The 15940-nt window shown below is 50.4% G+C and carries 14 protein-coding genes; 6 read left to right on the top strand and 8 right to left on the bottom strand.

Annotated elements, in window-relative coordinates; translation table 11 throughout:
• Positions 1–21: 21 nt before the first annotated feature.
• Both BCM14_RS02135 and BCM14_RS02140 read right to left on the bottom strand, forming a co-directional pair.
• Positions 22–2235 (bottom strand): xanthine dehydrogenase family protein molybdopterin-binding subunit, encoded by a 2214-nt coding sequence (locus tag BCM14_RS02135; RefSeq protein ID WP_106226354.1) that lies wholly within the window; start codon positions 2233–2235, stop codon positions 22–24.
• Between the two features lie 13 nt (positions 2236–2248).
• On the bottom strand, positions 2249–2746 hold the full coding sequence (locus tag BCM14_RS02140; RefSeq protein WP_106226355.1) for a (2Fe-2S)-binding protein: 498 nt from the start codon (positions 2744–2746) through the stop codon (positions 2249–2251).
• Positions 2747–2911: 165 nt separating this feature from the next.
• Here BCM14_RS02140 and BCM14_RS02145 point away from each other — a divergent pair, with 165 nt between their 5' ends.
• On the top strand, positions 2912–3919 hold the full coding sequence (locus BCM14_RS02145; protein ID WP_106226356.1) for an NADP-dependent oxidoreductase: 1008 nt from the start codon (positions 2912–2914) through the stop codon (positions 3917–3919).
• Between the two features lie 63 nt (positions 3920–3982).
• Here the strand turns inward: BCM14_RS02145 and BCM14_RS02150 are convergent, their stop codons facing one another.
• From BCM14_RS02150 to rph, 3 genes are all read right to left on the bottom strand, one after another.
• The gene (locus BCM14_RS02150) at positions 3983–5227 is read right to left on the bottom strand and encodes a surface lipoprotein assembly modifier (RefSeq protein WP_259673380.1); all 1245 of its coding nucleotides are present in this window, start codon (positions 5225–5227) and stop codon (positions 3983–3985) included.
• A 14-nt stretch (positions 5228–5241) separates the two neighbouring features.
• Entirely contained in the window at positions 5242–6180 is a 939-nt protein-coding gene (locus BCM14_RS02155; RefSeq protein WP_106226358.1) for a transferrin-binding protein-like solute binding protein, read from the bottom strand.
• A gap of 119 nt (positions 6181–6299) precedes the next feature.
• Positions 6300–7046 (bottom strand): ribonuclease PH, encoded by a 747-nt coding sequence (rph, locus tag BCM14_RS02160; RefSeq protein WP_106226359.1) that lies wholly within the window; start codon positions 7044–7046, stop codon positions 6300–6302.
• Between the two features lie 33 nt (positions 7047–7079).
• Between rph and ggt the strand changes: the two genes are divergently transcribed.
• On the top strand, positions 7080–8882 hold the full coding sequence (gene ggt / locus BCM14_RS02165; RefSeq protein ID WP_106226360.1) for a gamma-glutamyltransferase: 1803 nt from the start codon (positions 7080–7082) through the stop codon (positions 8880–8882).
• The gene (locus BCM14_RS02170) at positions 8879–9820 is read left to right on the top strand and encodes a YicC/YloC family endoribonuclease (RefSeq protein ID WP_106226361.1); all 942 of its coding nucleotides are present in this window, start codon (positions 8879–8881) and stop codon (positions 9818–9820) included. Before ggt ends, BCM14_RS02170 begins: the two co-directional genes overlap by 4 nt.
• Positions 9821–9832: 12 nt before the next feature.
• Here BCM14_RS02170 and BCM14_RS02175 read toward each other — a convergent pair whose 3' ends face one another.
• Both BCM14_RS02175 and BCM14_RS02180 read right to left on the bottom strand, forming a co-directional pair.
• A complete protein-coding gene (locus tag BCM14_RS02175) occupies positions 9833–10588 on the bottom strand; it encodes an SDR family oxidoreductase (RefSeq protein WP_106226362.1) in 756 nt (251 codons plus the stop codon).
• Positions 10589–10647: 59 nt separating this feature from the next.
• Positions 10648–11526: a sulfurtransferase gene (locus BCM14_RS02180; protein ID WP_259673381.1), complete on the bottom strand. Its 879-nt coding sequence runs from the start codon at positions 11524–11526 to the stop codon at positions 10648–10650.
• 49 nt (positions 11527–11575) lie between these two features.
• Between BCM14_RS02180 and gmk the strand changes: the two genes are divergently transcribed.
• From gmk to BCM14_RS02195, 3 genes are all read left to right on the top strand, one after another.
• Entirely contained in the window at positions 11576–12202 is a 627-nt protein-coding gene (gene gmk, locus BCM14_RS02185) for a guanylate kinase (protein WP_106226363.1), read from the top strand.
• Positions 12203–12299: 97 nt separating this feature from the next.
• Positions 12300–12503 carry a DNA-directed RNA polymerase subunit omega gene (rpoZ, locus tag BCM14_RS02190; protein WP_106226364.1) on the top strand — a complete coding sequence of 68 codons (204 nt, stop codon included), beginning with the start codon at positions 12300–12302 and terminating at the stop codon, positions 12501–12503.
• Positions 12504–12516: 13 nt separating this feature from the next.
• Entirely contained in the window at positions 12517–14805 is a 2289-nt protein-coding gene (locus BCM14_RS02195; RefSeq protein WP_106226365.1) for a RelA/SpoT family protein, read from the top strand.
• A 15-nt stretch (positions 14806–14820) separates the two neighbouring features.
• Here the strand turns inward: BCM14_RS02195 and dctP are convergent, their stop codons facing one another.
• The gene (gene dctP, locus BCM14_RS02200; protein WP_106226366.1) at positions 14821–15861 is read right to left on the bottom strand and encodes a TRAP transporter substrate-binding protein DctP; all 1041 of its coding nucleotides are present in this window, start codon (positions 15859–15861) and stop codon (positions 14821–14823) included.
• Positions 15862–15940: the final 79 nt, after the last annotated feature.

A 15940-nucleotide genomic window follows, 5' to 3' on the forward strand; every position in this document is an offset into this window, starting at 1 on the left:
CAGGGTGAATAATGAAAAAAATTAAATCAGTGTGAGACCATGCTTGCGCAGTGGTAACTCTCGTTGCGGTTTACCGGTTGCCGCAAAAATCGCATTGACGACTGCTGGCCCCACAACACAAATGGTCGGCTCACCCACGCCGCCCCAGAAGTCATACGTGGGGACCAGCACGCACTCAACTTTAGGAATGTTTTTGAGACGCGCGACCGGATAGTTTGTGAAATTTTGCTCTTTTACCTGGCCGTTTTCGATGGTGATATCCTCATTAAAGATGGAAGACAACGCCATCCCAACCGAACCTTCAATCTGAGCCTTGACGATAGAGGGGTTAACAAAATGACCTGAGTTCAGGGCAAAGAACATTCGATGCACTTTCACCTCACCAGAGGCTGAGACTGAAACCTCTGCGACCGCAGCGGAGTAGCTACCATAGCCCATAAACTGAGCCACGCCACGATGCACACCAGCTGGCAATGGACTACCCCAGCCAGACTTTTTAGCAACAGCATCGAGAACAGCAAGATGCTTGGGATGCTTGCTCATCAACGAACGACGGAACTCAACCGAATCCTTCCCAGCTGCTTTGGCGCACTCCTCGATAAAACACTCCATGTACATACCATTCTGGTTAGTGTTCACACCTCGCCAGGGGCCAACCGGCACATGCGTGTTGCGCATCACATACTCAGTCAACAAATTCGGGACGGTATAGCCGAGCTGAGCGTCACCAGCTTCTTCGTAAAAACCTTGTAGCTGTCGGGTATCTTTATTGTTTTTGATTGCTGAGGGAGCCAGGAAAGCATTGATTGACTGCCCTGAAACTCGAACCGACAAGCCGACCAGATTACCTTTTTCGTCAAGACCTGCGGACATCTTGGCTTTTGAAATGGGCCGGTAGAAGTCGTGAGTCATGTCTTCTTCGCGACTCCAGACCAGTTTGATCGGCGTGTCAGGGAAATTCTTGGCAATAGCAACAGCCTGATGCACATAATCCTGAGTTCCACCGCGCCGACCGAACCCGCCACCCAGATCCATAGTCTGAACGTCACATTGAGCAAGCGGCACGCCACTGGCCTCTGATAAAGCTGCCAGAGAAATCTCAGCATTTTGTGTCGGCACCCAAGCGAAAGCGCTTTCTTTGCCAACTTTAACAACGCAATTCATGGGTTCCATCGTGACGTGAGCAACGAAGGTGCTGGCGTAGACCGCTTCAACTTTTTTGGCAGCACCTGCAATCACCGTTGAGGCATCACCTTCTTTGCGTTGCCAGAAATCACCCTCGGCATTTAGACCTTCAGTCAGTGCGTTAGAGATCGTCGAGCTCGATACTTTAGCGTTGTCACCCAAATCCCAGTCAATCGGCAGATTCTCAAGTGCATTCTTTGCTCGCCACCACGTATCAGCCACGACGGCCACAGCGGAATCGTTAACTTTAACTACGCCTTTAACGCCGCGCATTGATTTGATTTTTGATTCATCAAATGCGACAAGCTTGCCGCCGAAAACAGGACACTGCTTGATCGCAGCGCACAGCATGTTGGGCAATTTCAAATCAATAGCGAATACTTTTTTACCATTTGTCTTATCAGCCGTATCCAGCTTGTGGACGGCATGGCCGGCGATCTTCCAGTCCTGCGGCTTTTTCAGGACGATCGACTTGGGATCAGGCGGTGTCAGCTTAGCTGCAGCCTCTGCAACTTTGCCATAAGAAATTTTCTTACCGGTTTTGGCGTGCGTGATGACGCCTTTGCTGACCGTTAATTCAGCAACTGAAACCTTGAATTGATCAGCGGCAGCCTGCAAAAGCATCATGCGCGCGGCAGCACCACCCCGTCGCACGTAATCTTGGGATTCACGGACCCCGCGACTCCCACCTGTCGACATGGCACCCCAAGCACGCTTGCGCGCGATGTTCTGACCCGCTGTCGGGGACTGAGTACTGACTTTTGCCCAATCGCACTCAAGCTCTTCAGCGACCAGCTGAGCTAAGCCAGTCCGAGTGCCCTGACCCATTTCAGAGCGAACAAAGCGGATTATGCAACTATCGTCGGGTTTGACTACCACCCAGATATCAACTTCATCTGACGTTTTCAAAGGAATCGCAGCTTGAGCGACAGCCACGCTGGGCAAGCTTAGCCCAAGAGAGAATCCAGCACCGAGTGCCGTCGAGCCAAGTACAAAGCTGCGACGTGAGGCGTCGAAACCTTTAGCTGTCTGAAGTGTGTTGTTTGTCATGGCGTTGCTCTCCTTAAACACCTGTCACGCCGGTATCGGCGTAACGCTTCAGGACATCTTCAAGCTTCTGCTGACCTGCAGCGACATGGATACCATCGCGAATTCTCTGATAAGTTCCACAGCGACAGATGTTCGACATTGCGGCGTCAATATCCGCATCGCTGGGCTTAGGAACTCGCTTGAGTAACGCCACCGCAGCCATAATCTGTCCTGACTGACAGTAACCACACTGAGGAATATCCAGCGCTAACCAAGCTTTTTGCACGGCATGGCTGGAGTCTTTTGAAATCCCTTCAATTGTGGTGATCTTTTGACCGGCAGCAACCGAAACGGGGATTGAACAGGATCGTACCAATTCGCCATTAAGTTGCACGGAGCACGCGCCGCACTGCGCGACACCGCAACCATATTTGGTGCCGGTTAGCCCAACCACCTCTCTAATTGCCCAGAGCAAGGGCATATCGGGCTCGACGTCGATCGAGTGTGCAACACCATTTACGTTCAATTCCATTGTATTGTCCTCAAAACATCACTAAGATGGTATGCGGCAAAACGGTCCACGCCAGCGCCTTGAATGTAACTGATGGCAAGGTATGTGTCACCGTCTACGCTGACTATAAAACCAGAAGACAAACACAATTTCAAGTCTAAACCTAACTTAATGCCTCCCCTCACCATGACATCAAGTATCAAAAACAAAAAATTCATCTTAGCCAGTCACCCAGAAGGTCGGGTACTACCTGAAAACTTCATGCTTGTTGAAGAAAATTTACCGCCACTGCGTGACAACGAAGTACTCATCCGACATCAATGGTTATCTTTGGATCCCTATATGCGCGGTCGCATCTCACCGGCTAAATCTTATGCACAAGGCGTCAAGATAGGAGACACAATGGTTGGAGCCACAGTTGGGGTCGTCGAGCAATCGCAATCCGACAAGTTTCAGGTCGGTGACGTTGTACTGAGCGCAACGGGATGGCAACTCTATGGCATAGCCAACGCCAGTCAGATCATGAAAGTGGACGCAAGCAAAGTGCCGTCTTCTGCTTTTGTCGGCATTTTGGGCATGCCTGGTATCACCGCCTGGACAGGTCTGATGAACATTTGCGAACCCAAATCAGGTGAAACGGTTGTGGTTGACGCCGCCTCAGGAGCCGTTGGTGCGGTAGTTGGGCAATTAGCCAAAATTGCAGGTTGCAGAGTCGTTGGGATTGCTGGGGGCGCGGCCAAGTGCGAATATGTCGTCAAAGAACTGGGTTTTGATGCTTGTGTTGATCATCGCTCCAAGACCTTTGCTCAAGACGTCACAGATGCGTTACCGGCGGGCATTGATTGCCTGTTTGAAAACGTTGGCGGTGCGATTTTCGAGCTACTGCTCTCAAAGATGAATGCGTTCTCAAGAATTGCGCTCTGTGGCACAGTATCTGAATACAACGACGATCCCTATCCTAACAAAGTGCTCAGATCTATTTTGATCAACCGCATCAAGTTTCAAGGCTTCATCGTCTCGGATAAGCTTGAAACATGGCCTGGCATTCGAGAGAAACTGACTGAGTTGGTGATCGCTGGCAAATTGAAGTTTCGCGAATCGATTGCCGAGGGGCTTGAACAAGCGCCGCAAGCCTTTGTCGGCATGCTTGCAGGTCAAAACTTCGGCAAGCAACTGGTTCGCATATCAAATTAAACGTCTACGACGAACAGAACTTTGGCTGAGCTGCGCAGGTGAGACCACCTGCGTAGCGCAGCATTAAAAGACGTTCTTTAAAAACACGCCAATTATGCCTTTGTCGTAGCTGTAGAAATCGATATTTGAATTGTTGTGTTGATAGACATAACCGACTTCTGGCCTCAGTCCAAACACATACCAATCCCTTTTTGTCAGCGTTGCAGACAGCGTCGTTAATGAATCAGTTCGATTCAAGCCCCAAATCGGATCAGCATCCCAGTAGTTACGTCTTGACAGCGAGGCTTTTAGATTGAGTTGCAACCCAGTCGAGTCTTCAGCGATTTGTGTGCCAAGGCCCGCAAACATCCCGTATGAACTGTAGGCATCTGTTTGAGCTGTTGTCCGATCGGCCCCCACTTCAGCGCTAAGCGTCCAGTTTCTAAAAACGTTGTAGGTATAGCCCAGTTGCATCTGCACCTGTGTGCCATTCAAGTAAAAATAACTGGGGAAATTCAGCACAGCGGCTTTGGCCGATACTGAAATAAAATTTTGATCTGGTTGATTAAAAATCATTCTGGACGAGACATATGGCGCGTCGTACAACAGACTGCCGCCATAAAACATGAATTCATTACCCACGCGCACTTCTTTGTAATTGGCGTCTAGCCAGCGTTTAGCAACGCTAGTGTCGCCAATTTGTCGGTTGAACGCCTGTGTAGAAAAAGTTGAGGTCACCAAACTTGCCGACGCAAACAGACCATCTGTCCCGGGTATCTCTCTCTCGATCTCTGCGGTCAAGTTGAGGGCCCATTGCGTGTTGGTCGGCAGGCTCGGCTGATAGTTAAGCGTTTGACCAAAAATATTAAAGGTTCGCTCGGACGTTATCTGACCGGGGTTGCTGTCTTGGTAAATACCGACATAAAATTTAAACGTCTGGCGTTTCTGGATTTCGCTTAAGTACCACTCAACCCTATCACGCACGACAATGGGTACAGGCTGTGTGAGCACTTGGATAAACTGCTCTTTGGCGTCGGCTAGTCGACGAGCTACAAACAGACTTCTGGCAAGTTCAAGCTGCACCCGAACGGCTTTGGTATCGGCGTAAAGCGCCTGAAAAATAAGGATCGCTTGATCGATATCCTTATCCATCATGAGGATGCCCAATTCAAAGCGCTTCTGAAGCTCTGTCTGTTGGGTCATTGGGCCGGCGGTTTGAACATACACCGAGGTGGGCGCAACGATTGGCGGGCTGATCAGGATACTGCTTTGTGAGGAAGCGAACGAGCAATAAAAAATGGCCGCCAACCCAGGCAGCCATGCACTCATACTAGGTCTTCGCATTAACGCTTGCCACCAAAGGCGCCAATCAGCGACGTCACACCAGAGCCCGAGGCAGAGAACGTACCGCCAATTTCTTGCGCATTTGGCCCGTAGAGCTGGCCTTGAGCCGTACCAGTCATCCCACCTGTCGTGGTGATGTTGCCGTTAAACAGCGTGCCAGAGCCGGAGAACACAAGCAACCCACTGTAGTTCAGCTGCGGTGCAGACGTGGTTGAAGTAATGTTTTTGGCGATGAGGGAATTCGTCAACGTCGTATTAGACGTTGAAATGACGACGGTTTGAGCACCATAATCGACTGAGGCAGACATGTTAGCCGTCGCAAACCCAGCCGAGTTGGTACCCGTGATCGCTACTGCGCTCGATAAACCTGTGAAGGTTGCAGTACCTGTTGTCGGCAGGGACGTGAGCGGATTACCGTAAGTCGCAGCACCAACCGTGCCAGCGCCCAAACCTTGGCCGGTGACCCAAACGCCGAAAGACTGATAATCCCAACCGTTTGCCGGGCCATTAGCAAATAAGCCGGAGTTAGTACCAGCCACGTTCGTGGCCTGCACGTAACTACCAACCAGAACTGACGAATTCGTCAAGGAATCGCCTACGCCCTTATCGAACGCGAGGCTGTACCCGCTAGAGGCCTTTAAGTAGATATTGTAAGTACTGCCAGCGTTATCATACTGGCTCGTATAGGTTGCATTGTTCGAGGTGGACTGGCTGGCGTTGCCCACAAGCTGATAGTTACCGCTGCTGTCAGTCACATAGGTTCTTTGCGCGCTAAAGCCAGTGGCGATGATCGTGCTGCCCCCTGTGACCGCGCTCCATTGACTGAACGCCGTTACGCTCGAACTATCGGAGCTTTTAGAGGCGCAACCGGCCACACTCAGTACCGCAATAGTCACAAGCAATAATTTCTGGCTTAACGACCTGTCGAACTTTTTCATGGAAATCCGTCTAAGTAATCGAACAAAGAGCCTTAGTATAGGGCAAGCCGCCCCCCACCGACGTCCACACTCGACCGAAAGTTACAAGTTGTTTCATTTTCGTGATCGGTAAGATCCCGTCAGTTTTTTACTGCATCGAGCTGCTTTACCGTCAGGGACCCGATACCGGATTGCGCCAAGGCAAGCAAAGCGTCAAGGTCAGCGCGATCGAAGGTCATCCCCTCGGCCGTACCTTGAATTTCCACAAATCGTCCTGCCCCCGTCATGACAACGTTCACGTCGGCGTCACAGTCCGAGTCTTCGATGTAATCCAAATCCAGCACAGCGCGGCCTCTAACCATGCCAACAGAGACAGCGGCGATTGAATCCGTCAAGGGTGATTGGGTAAGCGCGCCGCTTTGAAGTAAGCCAGTCAACGCGTCGGACAGCGCAATCCAGGCCCCGGTAATACTGGCGCATCGAGTACCACCATCGGCTTGCAATACATCACAGTCAAGCTGAATCGTCCTTTCGCCCAGCATTTTCATATCGATGACGGCTCTGAGGCTTCGGCCGATCAAGCGTTGGATCTCTTGCGTACGGCCGGATTGCTTACCTTTGGCGGCTTCCCGATCTGATCGAGTGTGTGTCGCGCGAGGCAGCATGCCGTACTCGGCGGTTACCCATCCTTGCCCCTGCCCCTTCAAAAAAGGTGGTACTTTCTCTAATACGCTTGCAGTACACAGGACTCTGGTTTCCCCCATGGAAATTAAAACAGAGCCCTCGGCGTGTTTAGTGAAATGCCGCTCGATCCTCACCTCACGCAATTGGTCGAATGCGCGACCCGAAGGACGCAAAATATCGAGTGGCTGATTGTGATTAGTCAATTTTGATACCTTTAAAACGTTGGAGTCGCCTCAATGCAAGTAGTGAAATCTTACAACCCCTTGCTACTTTCAGTCTTGTTAATTGGCTGTACTCCCTTGCATGCCCAAGGTGTCCCTAACTCCGCTGTTTCAATATACGATAATTCTTACGAGATATTTCAGCCAGTTGTATCCAGTCACGGCATGGTAGCTACCGAACAACGCCTGGCAAGCCAAGTTGGCGCAGACATCTTAAAACAAGGCGGAAACGCCACTGATGCGGCCGTGGCAATTGGATTCACGCTTGCGGTTGTCCTGCCCAACGCAGGAAACCTTGGCGGTGGCGGGTTTATGCTGGTTCACGACGCAAAAGCTACTCAGACTGAAACAATCGATTTTCGAGAGACGGCACCGTCGGCGGCGAGCCGTGACATGTATTTGGATGCATCCGGCAAAGTCATCGCCGGCAAATCGACGATTACCCGTTTTGCTGTTGGTGTGCCTGGCACCGTCGCGGGATTGACTTACGCGCTTGAGAAACACGGCAGCATGCCCATTGCACGCGTCGTTGCTCCAGCGATCCAGTTGGCGGAGGAAGGCTTCATCGTGAGTCCGGTACTCGCTGAACAGTTCAAATTGCAACGCGATCATCTCGGGCGTTGGCCTGGTAGCCGAGGTGTTTTTTTTAAAGCAAAATCAACTCATCAAGCTTGTCAGCCCGATGCCTGTGATCTAAATCAAGTAGAACCGCTGCAGGCTGGCGACCGCCTTAAACAACCTGACCTCGCCAAAACACTTGGACTTATCGCCGATAAAGGAGCCGCCGCGTTTTATCAGGGCGATATTGCGCAAAAAATTGTGACTGAAGTGAACCAAGACGGCAACGTGATGAGCTTAGACGATCTCGCTCATTATCAAATTCAGAGTCGACAGCCAGTAAGGGGAAGCTATCGTGGTGTCGATGTACTTTCTATGCCAGCTCCAAGTTCTGGCGGTATCCATTTGATCGAAATGCTGAATCTGCTGGAATATTTTCAGCTCAGTGAAAGCGGTTTTGGTAGTGCACAAAGCATTCATCTGCTGACCGAAGCCGCTCGCCTCGCCTACGCCGATCGATCAGAATACCTGGGTGATCCTGCTTTTTACAAAGTGCCACAAATCGGTCTGACATCCAAGGGCTATGCGCAGAGTTTGATTAAAAAAATCAATCCTAACAAAGCAACGGCAAGCAAAGACACCAAACCCGGCCTACCACTACCTTATGAAAGTGATCAAACCACCCACTTCTCGGTCATGGATAAAAATGGCAACGTAGTCAGCACGACTTACACCTTGAACTTGAATTTTGGATCCGGAATGGTGGCTCGGGGTACAGGGGTTTTATTGAATAATGAAATGGATGATTTTTCAGTCAAACCAGGTGTGCCGAATGCATTTGGGCTCGTGGGTGGTCAAGCGAATGCGATAGAAGCAGGCAAACGTCCTTTAAGTTCTATGACTCCTGTGATTGCCTTCAAAAATGGCAAGCCCTGGATCGCCACGGGATCACCAGGCGGATCGCGAATCATCACAACTGTTCTGCAAAACCTGGTCAATGTGATCGATTACCAGATGAACATTGCGGAAGCTGCAGCAATGCCGAGGATGCATCATCAGTGGGTACCCGACGTTTTGCGGCTTGAGCGTGGTTTCAGCCCTGACACAATCAAAATATTGAAAGGCATGGGCCACGATGTGAAAGTCCAGCCCACCATGGGCCGTATCCAAACTGTTCAATTCGAAAACGGCATGTACTGGGGTTCCTCGGATCCAAGAAATCCTGATGGCGCGGCAATCGGCGTGGAGGTGCAGCAATGATTGCAAGCATGACGGCTTTCGGTAGCGGTAAAGCGACCAACGATTTCGGCACAGTCGTCGTGGAATTAAAAAGCGTCAACAGTCGATTTCTTGACTTACAGTTTCGAATACCTGATGAGCTTCGGCTAACAGAGCAGCCCATACGCGAGAGACTGTCTCAGATGATCAAACGTGGCAAAGTGGAAGTTCGCGCGAGTTTTACCAAGCCCAACAAAGAACTCACTGATCGTTTAAGTGAACAACACCTCGCTCGAATTGCCGAACAATTGGCAGCTGCCAGACTCATCTTGCCCGAAACCGCATCGCCCAAAATAACTGAGCTACTGAATTGGCCTTCAGAGTCTCTGGCTCACGTGGCACCAACTGATTGGAACGACCTGTGCATGGCGGCACTCGAAGTCGCTTTGGCAGAAATGAAATCTAGTCGACAGCGCGAGGGATCAAGGCTCGCCGATGCAATGAAAACGTCGGCTGCAGAAATAGACAACATTATCGACGAAATGGGTAAGCACCTGCCAGCTCTGATGTTGAGCCATCAAGAACGGATGGCTCAAAAACTGCACGATACGCTGAACAAAGCATTTCCCAATGGCTTGAGCCATATCTCTGGCCAGGAGACGTTTGAAAGAATTGCAGCAGAATCAAGCCTGTTTTCAATGCGCATCGACGTTGCCGAAGAGTTAGCCCGTTTGAAGTCTCATTTGAGCGAATTGGTCTATCTACTCAGCCACGGTCAGGCTCCCAAGCAAGCCAAGGCCAACTCCACTAAAACGGAAGCTGGCAGTATCGGTAAACGTTTAGATTTCCTGTTTCAGGAAATGAATCGTGAAGCCAACACGCTCGGATCGAAATCGGCGAGCATTGAAATGACTCGCGCATCGATGGATCTCAAATTATTGATCGAACAGATGCGCGAGCAGGCTCAAAATATTGAGTGAGGAAGACCGCTCTTAGCCTCGTCCAATGAAAGGCATTGTTCTGGCCATGATGGTCATGAACTGCACATTGGTATCAAGTGGAAACCCAACCATCTGCACAATTGATTCTGCGACGTGATTAACGTCCATACGTGGTTCGGCACGCGTTGACCCATCAGGTTGGAGAACGCCTTTTGTCATCCTTTCTGTCATCGGTGTTTCAGCGTTGCCAATATCAATCTGACCACAGGCAATATTGTATTGACGAGTATCCAGTGAAATGGACTTGGTTAAGCCAGTCACGGCGTGCTTGGTCGATGTGTAGCCGATAGAGAATGGTCTCGGCGCGTGCGCAGAGATCGAACCATTATTGATAATTCTGCCGCCTTGTGGCGTTTGCGCTTTCATCATCCGAATGGCGCCCTGCGCGCATAAAAACATGCCAGTGAGATTGATGTTGACGATGTCGCGCCAAACATCGGTGGGCAAATCCTCGATCGGGACAGGCGGACCACCTCGCCCCGCATTATTGAAAAGTACGTCAAGACGACCGAACTTCTGTTTAATTTGTTCAAAAGTCGCGTTGACCGATCCTTCATCAGCGACATCGGTTGGCATAGGATGCAGATGCTGAGCCAAATCGCCACCGAGAGCTTGTGTCTCGTTCAGCATTTCAATCCGGCGTCCGGCCAAGCAGACGTCGTAGCCGGCTTTTGCCAGATGAAGCGAGACGGCACGGCCAATACCAGTCCCTGCGCCTGTCACTAATGCGACTTTCAATGATGACATTTTTTGTCCTTTTTAAGTTTTAAGTTTATTAAAATCTTTACTTATTAGTTTTTTAATGATCAAACCTCAACAGGCGCACCGGGTTGAGTGCTCCATTCGCTCCAGGAGCCGCCGTAGAGCGCCGCCCCTGTCAAGCCAGCAAGTTCCATTGCGATGAGATTGTTGCAGGCAGTGACACCCGACCCACAACTTGACACCACTTGCTCAGGGGTAAAACCATCTAGCAACTGCTCAAATTCGTTACGCAAACTCGCTGCATCTTTAAACTTACCATCCTCACGCAGATTTTGTCCGCAAGGGCGATTGCGAGCGCCGGGAATATGCCCAGCAAGTTTGTCGATGGTTTCGTTTTGACCGTGAAACCGGTCATTTGCCCGAGCATCAATCACAACGCGATCAGGGTGTCCAAGCCCTGCTTTCATATTGTCAAGATCCACCAGTTTGACACGCTCAGGTCCCAGAACAAAGTTGCCTTTTGGTCTTGCGTCAGGTGTGTCAGCACTGAGTTCGTAACCGGCGCTCTGCCAGGCTTTGATCCCTCCATCCAACACCACCACTCTGGTATGCCCAACCCAGCGTGCCATCCACCAAAGTCGCGCAGCGTAGGTACTCCCGTTGCCGTCGTAGGCCACTAGCAAGGTGTCCTGGTTCAAGCCCATAGAAGCGAGAAGCTGGGCGAAAGTCTCTCTCCGTGGCAGCGGATGTCGTCCGTTAAGACCCGTTTTCGCAGCGCTCAGCTCGCTTCCAAGGTTGACATACCGTGCTCCGGGTATGTGAGCTGCCTGATATTGCTTAGCACCCAGCTCATGGTCAACAAGGTCGTAGCGACAATCACAAATCAACAGCTTCTTGCCAGCATCGGGTCTCGCTGCTATCTCTTGTAGCGCTTCGGCGGTCATAATCGGGCGTGCGGTCATTTCTTCATCCTCATCAGGCATAACGGTCTGCTATGCTTTTACCTTCACATCGAAGAGTGTATTGTGACTCATGTCTGAGCCAGTCGGAAACGTTTTTGTCATCGCCGCACCCAGTGGTGCAGGCAAATCGAGCCTAGTAAACGCTTTATTGGCAGATGATCCCTCCTTGGCCTTGTCTGTATCCTGCACGACTCGAAAACCTCGTACAGGTGAGATCGAAGGCAAAGACTATCGTTTTGTCAGTATGGAAGCCTTTGAGAGCTTACAACGCGAGAATAAATTACTTGAATGGGCTCAAGTGCACGAGAACTATTACGGGACACCCCGAGACAAAATAGACCAAGCCGTCCTAAACGGGCAAGATATTCTGCTTGAAATCGACTGGCAAGGTGCTTTACAAGTGCGCAAGGCGCTTCCGAGCGTGGTTGGTATCTTTATTTTGCCCCCGTCAATTGATGCCTTGCTTGAGCGTCTGCAAAAACGAGCAACAGATACTGACGAAGTGATCGCCAAACGAATTCAGGCTGCGAACAGTGAGATCTCGCACGCACCAGAATTCGAATATGTTATTATTAATCAAGTATTTACTGACGCTTTAGCCGAATTGAAAACCATTATCTCAAGTGTGCGTTTGCGTTATGCCAAGCAACAGACTCGGCACAGATCGCTTTTTAATCAGTTCGGGTTAGACGCATAGACCTCAAATCGCGACATGACTCAGAGGCAGTCAGTCGTCATGAACCGCGCGGCAGACTATACTCACACTTGAGCAACTTTGTACGACAAGGATTATTATGGCCCGCATCACCGTTGACGAATGTCTGGATTTCATCCCTAACCGCTTCAAATTGACTTTGGCTGCGACGTATAGGGCCCGTGAATTGGCCCAAGGCCACGCCGCCCGCATTGAATCCAAAGACAAGCCAACCGTTACCGCTTTGCGTGAAATCGCGGCTGGGGTGACCGGTGTCGAAATGATGCGCAAGGTTCCGACCTGATTGGTTGGTCAGCATGGGCAACCCCGGTTTACCATCTACTGTGTCCGGGGAAGCCACGATTGTTAAAAGTGAACAATCTTTAGGTAAGCGCTCAAAAAGTACTGGTAGTAAGCGCCCTACCGCACACTCAGCCAAGCCTGTTGAAACCAAAATTGAACCAGCCATTGCAACGCTGGCTCACCTGCAAACCGTGCTCGAGGATTATCTTGAGCCAAAAGACATCAACAAAGTTAAAGATGCTTACCGGTTCGCGGATCAGGCACACTTGGGTCAATTCCGCTCAAGCGGTTCTCCGTATATCACTCATCCCATTTCAGTTGCCGAGATTTGCGCTGGCTGGAAGCTTGACGTAGACGCACTTCGTGCGGCGTTACTGCACGATGTGATGGAAGATCAAGGTGTCAGCAAACAAGAACTCATTGAGCGCTTTGGTGACGAAGTTGCCACGCTCGTCGATGGTCTCTCCAAGCTAGATCGACTTGAATTTGAAACCAAAGCCCAGCAGCAGGCAGAAAGCTTTCGCAAAATGTTGCTTGCAATGGCTAGGGACATCCGGGTCATCTTAATCAAGCTTGCAGATCGACTCCACAACATGCGGACGCTGGACGCGGTTAGCCCAGCAAAGCGTCGACGCGTCGCTCAAGAAACGCTTGAGATTTATGCACCAATTGCTCATCGCTTGGGTCTGAATGCTCTGTTTCGCGAACTACAAGACATGTGTTTTGCCGCCATTTATCCAAACCGCTATCGAGTCTTGAATAAAGCGGTCATGACAGCTCGGGGCAATCGGCGTGAAGTTTTATCGAAAATATCCGACACGGTAAAAGCGGCGCTGCCTGCAGCGGGCATCGAAGCCGATGTAGCAGGTCGCGAAAAGACCTTGTTTGGCATCTATCACAAGATGATCGAGCAAAAAAAATCTTTCACCAACGTGTTGGATATATATGGCTTTAGGGTGATTGTGCACACCCTGCCAGAATGTTATCTAGCGCTTGGGATAGTCCATCAGCTCTATCGACCTGTGCCTGGCAAGTTCAAAGATTACATTGCGATCCCTAAGGTGAATGGCTATCAGTCTTTGCATACAACGCTCGTCGGCCCATACGGCACCCCAATCGAGTTTCAGTTCCGCACGCATGACATGCATCAGGTGGCCGAAGAAGGTGTCGCGGCGCACTGGCTATATAAATCTGACGATAGCCAACTTAATGATCTTCAGAGGAAAACGCATCAATCCTTGCAATCCTTGCTTGATATCCAAAACCAAACGGGTGATTCGCACGAGTTTCTTGAACATGTGAAAGTCGATCTGTTTCCCGATGCGGTTTATGTTTTCACACCGAAAGGCAAGATCGTGTCTTTACCCAGAGGTGCAACGCCTCTGGACTTTGCGTATTCGATCCATACCGATGTTGGAAACCGGGCATCGAGCTGCAAAGTCAATGGCGACATCGTCCCGCTGCGCACCCCCTTGTCAAGCGGTGATCATGTCGAAATCATCACTGCGGCAACAGCGCAACCAACTGCTCAATGGCTAAACTACGCGAGAACTGGACGTGCGCGGTCCGAGATTCGATACTACTTGCGCAATATGCAATATGTCGAATCAGTCGCGTTTGGCGAGCGAATGCTTGATCAGGCACTGCAGGATCTGGGTTTGGAATTACCACCAGAAAATCATCCAGCTTGGGACAAGTTAGTCCGTTCAAGTGGTGCAAAATCACGAACCGATGTGCTGGCAGATATTGGCCTCGGTAAGCGTTTAGCAGCGGTTGTCGCTCGACGCTTTGCACCTGATCATCCTCTCGTGGCAACGACGGCTGCTGCAGTTGACGAGATGACAAACGCACGCTCGAACACAATCCTGATTCATGGTAACGAAGGACTTGCGGTGCAACTCGCACCTTGTTGCGGACCGCTCCCGGGTGACGCCATTGTTGCAGTCATCCGCGAAGGTCACGGCTTGGTCGTGCATACAAGTGAATGCTCTAGTGCTATGCGAACCCGGTCAAAAGAACCGGAAAGATGGATTAATGTTGCCTGGGCTTCGGAAACATCTCAGCACTTTGCCGCGCGAATTGAAATCGTTGCGCGCAATGAAAGAGGTGTACTTGGCAGAATTGCTGCAGAAATTGCACAAGCCGATTCAAACATCGTGCATGTAACCATGCATGAGGATTCGGTCGACACGATTTGGGTAAACATGACAGTGCAAGTCGATAGCCGAAAGCATCTTGCCCACGTTTTCCGTGCTATCCGACATGTCAGTCAAGTTGAAAAGATCGTTCGCGTAAAAAATTAATTCGTTTGTTTTAAGCTACCGTTTTACCGATATCCCAATCGCTTTACCGATCGTCGAATTAAAGTCTTCAACGCATGACTCGTTGCACTGTTTTGCCCAACGCGGCAATACTTTTTGTTTCGAGAGGTTTTTTGCGAACGCGTAATCGGCTTGAGAAGGATTAACCAAGATCATTTTGGCCTTCGTCGCGACGGGGCAACTCTTGCTGCCTACTAAGCAGGCAATCCCTTTTTGATTATCGGTCGCTGAGTAGTCCCAGAGCTGGTCAACAAGACGCTTTAACTCAAGGCTGATAAAAACCTGAACTTGAGGATCAAACTTATCCCAGACAGCCTGATTGACCACGTAGACTTGATTGTTCCACCCCAGCGGCATGGCAAAAACGGTACGAGTCCATTTGTACCACCCTGCCTTAAATGCAGACATACTTGAAGAAATCGCGCAATCTATCGACTTATCCTGAAACGCCTTGGTTGCTTCGCTCATTGACAGAACTGTCGACTTGGCACCGAGCGCCTGCATAAATGTCGCCTGCGAACCAGTACTGGTTCTAACCTTACGCCCCTTTAGCTGTGCGAGTTCCTGAATCGGGGTGCGACAAAATAAAAGTTGCGGTGAGCTGACCGCCACGCCGAGTAGTTTGACACCATAGGCACCGCGATAGGTTTCAGCTAGTACTGGCTCAAACGCCAGCGTAATCGCCTTGGCTGACTTGGCATCGGTAGCGAGCCCGGCAATATTAATTGCTTCATTGATTGGCTGATCGGTCAGGTAGTAAGACAGTGGTACGGAAGCGAACTGCGCGATGCCCTTGCCAGTTAATTTCAATAAATCCGGTCCTTTGATCCCGACATCGTCAAAGGCCTTTATTTCTGCGGTAATACGACCTTTCGAGTCATTCCCTAGGGTTTTAGTCCAAAAGGGGACTTCAATATCTTGATAGATAGATCGTGTACTCAGGCTACCCAGCACTTTTAATTGTGTCTGCGGCAAATCCTGTGCAGACGACAGGCCAACCGCTATCATCGCTGCGAACCAAAAGACAGCACGTCTCATTTGTCTTGCCCCACGATTATTATGCTTCAATTTTAACAACCCCTGCGGCTACTGCCTATTGCTGGCTTGTTAACGCAGT

The sequence above is a fragment of the Jezberella montanilacus genome (assembly GCF_003003055.1).
GTDB lineage: Bacteria > Pseudomonadota > Gammaproteobacteria > Burkholderiales > Burkholderiaceae_B > Zwartia > Zwartia montanilacus.